The following is a 6,822-nucleotide window of genomic DNA, read 5'->3' as shown; positions in this document are numbered from 1 at the left end:
CGGCATCACGTGCTTAAACGCCGGATGGTAGCCTGGAGCAAACAAAAAGGCGAAATGCCGCTCCGCAAGCTCCCCGGCCACGGCGTCCGGCTCCGTTGTCAGCGACAGCCCAAGGGCCTCCAGCGCGTCCGCGCTGCCGCAGGTGCTGGAGACGGAACGGTTGCCATGCTTGACCACGTCGTACCCCATGCCCGCAAGGGTCAGGGCCACCGCCGTGGAGCAATTGAAACTGCACTGCCCGTCGCCGCCCGTGCCGCAGGTGTCGATGCGCTTGCCGGTCAGCCCCGGCACCAGCCGCGCCTGCTCAAGGGCCGCGCGCACCGCCGCCGTCAGTTCAAGAGACGTCTCGCCCTTGGTCTTGAGGCCCATGAGAAACGACCCGGCCTGCGCCGGCGTCATGCTGCCATCCATCAGGCGGCGGAAGCTCTCCTCGGCCATCTCTTGCGGCAAATCCTTATGAAACGCCAGAAGTTCCAACACTTCGGCCATGTGCATCCCTGTCATGATTCCCTTCCTTCTGCGAATAGCGTTTTTCTACGCACCGGCGCGCGCCGCGTGCGGTGTACTGACAAGCCCCTCGGGAAACCGCGCCAGCAGCGCCAGCCCTTCCGGAGTGAGCATGGATTCAGGATGGAACTGCACGCCCACCCATGGCCTGTCCACATAGCGGATGCCCATAACCTCGCCCATTTCCGTGCGGGCGGTGACCACCAGCCGCTGTTTGGCCTCGGGCGCCGCGTTTTCCACATCCACAATGAGGGAGTGGTAGCGCCCAACCGTTACCGGATTCGGCATGTCCGCAAACAGCCCTTGGCCGTCGTGGGTGATGTCCGACACCTTGCCGTGCATAATGCGCCCTGCCTGCACCACGGGCGCGCCGGCATACTCGCCCAGCACCTGATGCCCAAGGCACACCCCAAGCACCGGCACCGCCGGATCAAGCCGCCCGAGGAATTCGAGGCACAGCCCGGCGTTGGCCGGACAACTCGGCCCCGGGGACAGGCACACGCTGGTTACCTCGCCGCTGTCCGCCAGTTCGAGGACGTGGGGGTCGTCGTTTTTGAGCACAAGGGGCGCACGCCCAAGCCGCTGAAACGCCTGCACCAGATTGAAGGTGAAGGAATCGTAGTTATCAATCAGCAAGAACATCGCCGCCTCCGCGTCCTTTGAGTATCTCTCCCAATACGCGCGCCTTGTTGGCGCACTCCTCCCATTCGCGCTCCGGGTCGGAATCGAACACAATGCCCGCCCCGGCCTGCCAATGCAGGGTGCCGTCGCGCACCCACATGCTGCGGATGGTGATGCCCGTGTCCATATCCACGCGCCCTTTGTCGAGGCCGACCCAGCCGATAGCGCCAGCATACGGCCCGCGCGCCTGCGGCTCCATGTCCGCGATGATTTCCATGGCCCGCACCTTGGGCGCGCCGGATACCGTGCCCGCCGGAAATGCCGACGCCAACACGTCAAGGGCGTCCAGCCCCTCGCGAAGGCGCGCGCTCACATACGAAGTCAGGTGCATCACGTGGGAAAAGCGCTCCACCTGCATGAAGGAATCCACGCTCACGCTTCCGGCCGTGGCAATGCGGCCAAGGTCGTTGCGGCCAAGGTCCACCAGCATCACGTGCTCGGCGCGCTCCTTGGGGTCGGCAAGAAGCTCTTCGGCCAGCGCCGCGTCCTCAGCAGGCGTCGCCCCGCGCTTTCGCGTTCCGGCGATGGGACAGGTGGTAAGCTCCCCGTCGTCGCACCGCACAAGGAGTTCCGGCGACGAGCCAAACAGCTCAATGCCCGGCAGCCGCATAAAGAACAGATACGGCGAGGGATTCACCTGCCGCAGGCGGCGGTACAGCACAAAGGCGTCGCCCGAAAATGGCGCGGAAAAGCGCGTGGACAGCACCGTCTGGATGCATTCGCCCTGTTTGATGAGGTCTATGGTCCGCTCCACACTGCGCATATAGTCGCGCTTGCCGGGGTGCACGCTGGTTTCGCCGATGTCCGGATTCACGGCGGCGCGGGCCACGGCCTTCATATCCACCTGCGGCTTCACACCGGGATGCAGCGTCAGCAGGCACAGACGGCTGCGCAGGTGGTCAAAGATCGCCACGTTGCCGGGCAGGACAAGGCAGGCCTCGGCGTCCTCGGGGTGCAGGACCTCGGCGAGCTTGGGCTCAAACATGCCCGCCGCGCCGTAGCCGAAGTAGCCCACCAGCCCGCGCGTGATGGCGGGCAGGTCCTCAAAGCCTTCCTCCGGCGTGATTTCAATGCGGCGCATGGCCTCGCGCACGCCGTCCATATAGGGCATGTCCGCCAGCTCGCGCAGCGGCTCAAAGCGCGGGTCGCGCACGCCAATTTTCAGCTTGCCGCCGTCGCAGGACAGGCGCAGGGCAAAATTCCATGCCACAATGCTGTAGCGCCCGTGGCGGCCATCCACCTGCGCGCTTTCCAGCAGGATGCCCTGCCGCTGCCCCACCAACCCAAGGAAAAGGCTGATGGGGGTCTGTATGTCCGCAGGCATCCATTTGCCGTGCTGCCGTACCGATATGCTGCTCATGCTGTCCTCCGCGAGTGCTGCGGTCTTGACGTTCTGCTTTGGCGGGTGGTCCCCCGCCCCATTCTACCCGATATTCGCATCCATCACACGGCGGCCCCGCCCTGCGCATCCACCCCCGGCGCGGCATGAAAAAAGGCCGCATCCCGGAGGGGGGATGCGGCCTTTTTTCTGGTGGTGCGCCGATATGACGGCTGGCAAAAGGTTACACGTCTCCCCCAAGGGTATCACGACGCCACCACCAATTGGCCCGCTCGGCCAGCAGTTCAATGTCGCCACCAGCGGCGATGTTGAGCATGGAACGAAACGCGCGCACGCTCTCCTGCGTGTGCGGATTCACGTCCATAAGACCGCAGAACAGCTCGGCGTCCTCGGTCAGCATCTTGCGGGCCGCATCAAGGCGGCGGTTGAAGGAGGGAGTGATGAATTTTTCCAGTTCCTCGCGTCCGGCCAGCGCCGCAAAGTACGACACCGTGGTCACGAAGTTGAGGCCCTGAATGGCCGCCATGGCGCTGTCGTGCTCGTCCACCGTGGTCATGAAGGAGTCAAAGCCCATGCGGGCAAAGCAGGCCTGCACCGCATCGCGCTCGGCGTCGCCCCGGCCACCGGCCACGGCCACGCGCCTGTCCTCCGCGCTGGGCGCGGGGCCAAAGAGCGGGTGCGTCCCCACAACGGGGCCGTCGTAGACGGCCATCATGGCCGCCACGGGCGCCACCTTCACGGAGCAGATGTCCGCCAGAATCTGCGGCGGCGTCATCACGGACGCGCACAGCGCGGCGACCTCCTGCATGGCGGAGGCAGGAACCGCCAACAGCACAAGGTCCGCACCGCGCGCGGCTTCGGCCACGGCAGAGCGGGACAGTGGCCTGTCCACGCCGCGCACGCCAAGTCCACACGACTCGGCCCGCTGCATGAACAGCTGTCCCATTCGGCCCTGACTGCCGACGACAAGGAGGCTTTCTATCTGCATACTCTTCATTCTCTATTCAGCGCGGCCCGCAACATGGCGGACAGCAGCCCATTCGTCCCAGAAACCGGGAAACGATTTGGAAACACACTCCGGCGTATCAAAGTGCGGCACAACGCCGGACAGCTCCAGCACGGACAGACTCATAGGAATGCGGTGGTCGCCGTAGGTGGCAAGGTCCACCGCGCCGGGACGGATGAGAGCCGGGTCAATGATGAGCCCGTCATCCGTGGTCGTGACCTTGGCGCCCACCTTGGCGAGTTCCGTAGCCGTGGCGTCAAGGCGGTCGCATTCCTTAATGCGCAGATGCGCCGCGCCAGTGATGACGGTCCGCGACGTGGCGTGGGCCGCCACAACAGCCACAGTGGGCACAATGTCCGGGCACGAGCCCATGTCCACCGTCACCCCGCGCAGGCCGCCGGAGACCGGCGGCGCAACCAGCACGCCGTCCGCAGACCACGTAATGCGCGCGCCCATCAGGCCAAGGATGTCCAGCATGGCGCGGTCGCCCTGCAGGGAGTCCATACGCAGACCGCTCACCTGTACCGGGTGCGGCCCAACAGCCCCCGCCGCAAGAAAGTACGACGCGTTGCTCCAGTCGCCCTCAACGGCATAATCGCCGCTGACATAAGCGCCAGGCTGCACCACAAAACGCACATGGCCGGGGCGTGCGGCGTCCATATCCCGCCAGTCGGTGTCGGCCCATTGGCCGCCTTCGCTGCGGGTCTGCACGCGCACATCAATGCCGAAGTCGTCCAGAATCTGCAGCGTCAATGCCACATACGGCCACGACACGACCTTCTCGCCGCCAAGGGCGACGGTTGTCGTCTCGCGGGCGCACGCTGCGGCCAGCAGCACGCCGGAGAGGTACTGACTGCTCTCCCCGGCATCAACGGTGACCGAGCCGCCCGGAAAGCCCGAGGCGGAAAGAACGAACGGCGGAAACCCCTTTTTCCCTTCCCAAACGAACTGCGCGCCGAGGTCTTCAAGCACATTCGCAAGCGCACCGATTGGGCGCTCGTGCATGCGGGGCGCTCCGTGGAGGCGAAAGCGTCCTCTGCCCGCCGCGACAACACCAGTCATCAAACGGCAGGTCGTGCCCGATTCGTGTACGTTCAAGTTCGCCGGTTCGTTCTCCCCACCACGGGGCAGGCCTGAAACCCCATCCACGACGACACTGTCGCCACGGCGTTCGATGGTCGCCCCGCAGGCGCGCAGGCAGTCCATCGTCCGGTCGAGGTCCACGCTATCCAAAACCCCGGTCAGCCGACTCTGTCCCTGCGCCAGCGCCGCTGCGATGACGGCGCGGTGCGACATGGACTTGCTGGCCGGAGCCTTGACTCGGACGGTGGCATGAGAAATATGCATGGACGTCTTCTCCAACGTTACAGAAGGCGCATGCCGTGCACGCTGCGCCCGTTCATGGCGATATCCACACTGCGTGGATTGTCTATCTTGCGCGACGCGTCGCGGATTTCCAGATTCACCAGCGTTCCGTCCCCGCCATAGCCCAGCACCACGCCGGGCTTTTCATGGTCACACCGGCGGACCGGCGTTCCGGAGAGGACGATACGTAGGACGTCCTTCTGTTCGTCGTAGTTGACCTTCATTCCCTTCTTCTCCCTTTGCGAAATGCGAATATTTTTTACGGTGCGTCCGGCCCGGGTTGCGAGGAGACGTCAAAGGACTCTCCCTCCGGGTAGCACCCCAGAATGCGCATGGTGGTTGAGCGCTCTTCCACTTCCGTCAAGACATGGGCAAAGTCGCTGCGTTCCAAATCACACTGCGCATCCACAAAAAACACATACTTCCATTTTTCGCCCCGCATGGGGCGCGATTCCAGCTTCTTCATGTTCACGCCGTGGCGGGTGAACACATCCAGCACGCCGGACAGCGCGCCGGGCTTATCCGGCAGGGTGAAGAGGAGCGACGTTTTGTCGCGCCCTTCGCCCGTCTCCTGCCCCTGACCAATCACCACAAACCGTGTCCAGTTATCCGGCAGGTCCTCAATGCCCTCGACCAGAACGTTCAGGTCGAAGATATCGCCAAGGCGCTTATGGCCGATGGCCACGGCCTCCGGGTCGTCCTGCACGCGGGATGCGGCAGCGGCTGTGCTTTCCACAGGCACCAGCACAGCGTTTGGCAAGTTGCCGCGCAACCAGCGCGCGCACTGGGCAAGGGGCTGCGGGTGCGAGTACACCCGCTTCACGTCGCCCAGCTTCTGCGCCGCGCCCAAAACGCTGTGGCTGATTTTGCAGTACAGCTCGCTCTGGATGCGCACGTCAAAGCGCAGGAACAAATCAAGGCTCTGGCCCACGGTGCCATGGAGGGAGTTCTCCAGCGGCACAACGCCAAGGCCGCATTCGCCCGAGCTCACCGCCCGGAACACGCCCTCCAGGTCCTGCTGGGGCATGTAGTCCGCGCTGTGGCCCAAAAATTCAATGCCCGCAAAGTACGAGAACGTGCCCTCGGGGCCGAGGTAGGCCACCCGCTGCGGGTGCTGGAGCCGGCGGCTGGACGAAAAAATCTCGCGGTAGATGGCGCGCAAATGGCGCTCCGGCAGGGCGTCGGCATGCACCAGCAGGCGCTCCATGACCTGCAACTCCCGCAGGGGCTTGAACACGCAGTCGCCAGAGCCCTGCTTAATCTGCCCAACCTCCAGCGAGCAGCCCGCCCGGCGGTTGAGGAGCGCCACCAGTGCTTCGTCTATGGCGTCGATTTCGCGGCGGAGCTCGCCAAGGCGCTCCTTCGCGCCGCTCTTCTCCATGGCGTCGCCCATCATCAGCCTTCCTTGATCTCTTCCTGAATGCGCATGCCGAAATGGCGGCCCGCCGCGTCCGTCCGAACAAGGATTTCATCACCCGGGGCCAGCTCCACCACGGAAACAGGGCTTCCGTCCGGGCGCACCACGCGGATGGTTTCCGCGTTCTGGAGAAAGATTTTGCCCTCTGCGCCGGCCTTGGTCCGCGCCGTCACCAGCAGCATGGGGCGGACTTCAACCTTCACCCGGCCCACCGTGGCAAGGGAGGTTTTGCCGGAGGCATCCACCACCTGCACCTGCGACCCAGCCTGCAGCTCTTCAAGGTAATTGGTTTTGTCGCCGGGCATGGCGGCATAGGCATGGACCGCGCCGGCATTTACACGGAAAGGACGCGCCGCAACATACGGGTTGGACTCCGTCTCCGCATGCACCAGCACGGTAAAGGCGCTGGAATTGCCAACCAGCATGCCTTGGCCGGTCTTCAGCATGCTCAGGGTATCCACGCACACGCGGTGCCCAAGGCCCGCCTGCTCCACTGCCGTGACCGTG

The 6,822-nt window shown here is 64.6% G+C and carries 7 protein-coding genes and 1 pseudogene; all 8 read right to left on the bottom strand.

What is annotated here, in order from left to right; all coding sequences use genetic code 11:
• Positions 1-495, bottom strand: a pseudogene (locus ACY69P_RS12565) (anthranilate phosphoribosyltransferase); the annotation flags it as partial.
• A gap of 39 nt (positions 496-534) precedes the next feature.
• Positions 535-1,149 (bottom strand): anthranilate synthase component II, encoded by a 615-nt coding sequence (locus ACY69P_RS12560; RefSeq protein WP_459900458.1) that lies wholly within the window; start codon positions 1,147-1,149, stop codon positions 535-537.
• A complete protein-coding gene (locus ACY69P_RS12555; protein WP_462327716.1) occupies positions 1,133-2,548 on the bottom strand; it encodes an anthranilate synthase component I family protein in 1,416 nt (471 codons plus the stop codon). The genes ACY69P_RS12560 and ACY69P_RS12555 overlap by 17 nt, the downstream gene beginning before the upstream one ends.
• Positions 2,549-2,750: 202 nt before the next feature.
• A complete protein-coding gene (locus ACY69P_RS12550; protein ID WP_462327715.1) occupies positions 2,751-3,515 on the bottom strand; it encodes a prephenate dehydrogenase/arogenate dehydrogenase family protein in 765 nt (254 codons plus the stop codon).
• A 12-nt stretch (positions 3,516-3,527) separates the two neighbouring features.
• Positions 3,528-4,880, bottom strand: coding sequence for a 3-phosphoshikimate 1-carboxyvinyltransferase (locus tag ACY69P_RS12545; RefSeq protein WP_462327714.1), 1,353 nt, complete (start codon positions 4,878-4,880; stop codon positions 3,528-3,530).
• A gap of 17 nt (positions 4,881-4,897) precedes the next feature.
• Positions 4,898-5,122: a DUF2283 domain-containing protein gene (locus ACY69P_RS12540; protein ID WP_404843822.1), complete on the bottom strand. Its 225-nt coding sequence runs from the start codon at positions 5,120-5,122 to the stop codon at positions 4,898-4,900.
• A gap of 35 nt (positions 5,123-5,157) precedes the next feature.
• Positions 5,158-6,291, bottom strand: a complete 1,134-nt coding sequence (gene pheA / locus ACY69P_RS12535) for a prephenate dehydratase (RefSeq protein WP_459901618.1) — start codon at positions 6,289-6,291, stop codon at positions 5,158-5,160.
• A gap of 2 nt (positions 6,292-6,293) precedes the next feature.
• On the bottom strand, positions 6,294-6,822 hold a 529-nt coding region (locus ACY69P_RS12530; RefSeq protein ID WP_462327713.1), incomplete at its 5' end, for a 3-dehydroquinate synthase II.

The sequence above is a fragment of the Desulfobaculum sp. genome, assembly GCF_054921475.1.
This window is presented reverse-complemented; position numbering and strand designations above follow the sequence as displayed.

Bases quoted from the DNA above. Each gene is read 5' to 3' on its own strand.
- ACY69P_RS12560 (WP_459900458.1), bottom strand. From the start codon at position 1,149: ATGTTCTTGCTGATTGATAACTACGATTCCTTCACCTTCAATCTGGTG.
- ACY69P_RS12540 (WP_404843822.1), bottom strand. From the start codon at position 5,122: ATGAAGGTCAACTACGACGAACAGAAGGACGTCCTACGTATCGTCCTC.
- ACY69P_RS12555 (WP_462327716.1), bottom strand. From the start codon at position 2,548: ATGAGCAGCATATCGGTACGGCAGCACGGCAAATGGATGCCTGCGGAC.
- ACY69P_RS12545 (WP_462327714.1), bottom strand. From the start codon at position 4,880: ATGCATATTTCTCATGCCACCGTCCGAGTCAAGGCTCCGGCCAGCAAG.
- ACY69P_RS12550 (WP_462327715.1), bottom strand. From the start codon at position 3,515: ATGCAGATAGAAAGCCTCCTTGTCGTCGGCAGTCAGGGCCGAATGGGA.
- pheA (WP_459901618.1), bottom strand. From the start codon at position 6,291: ATGGGCGACGCCATGGAGAAGAGCGGCGCGAAGGAGCGCCTTGGCGAG.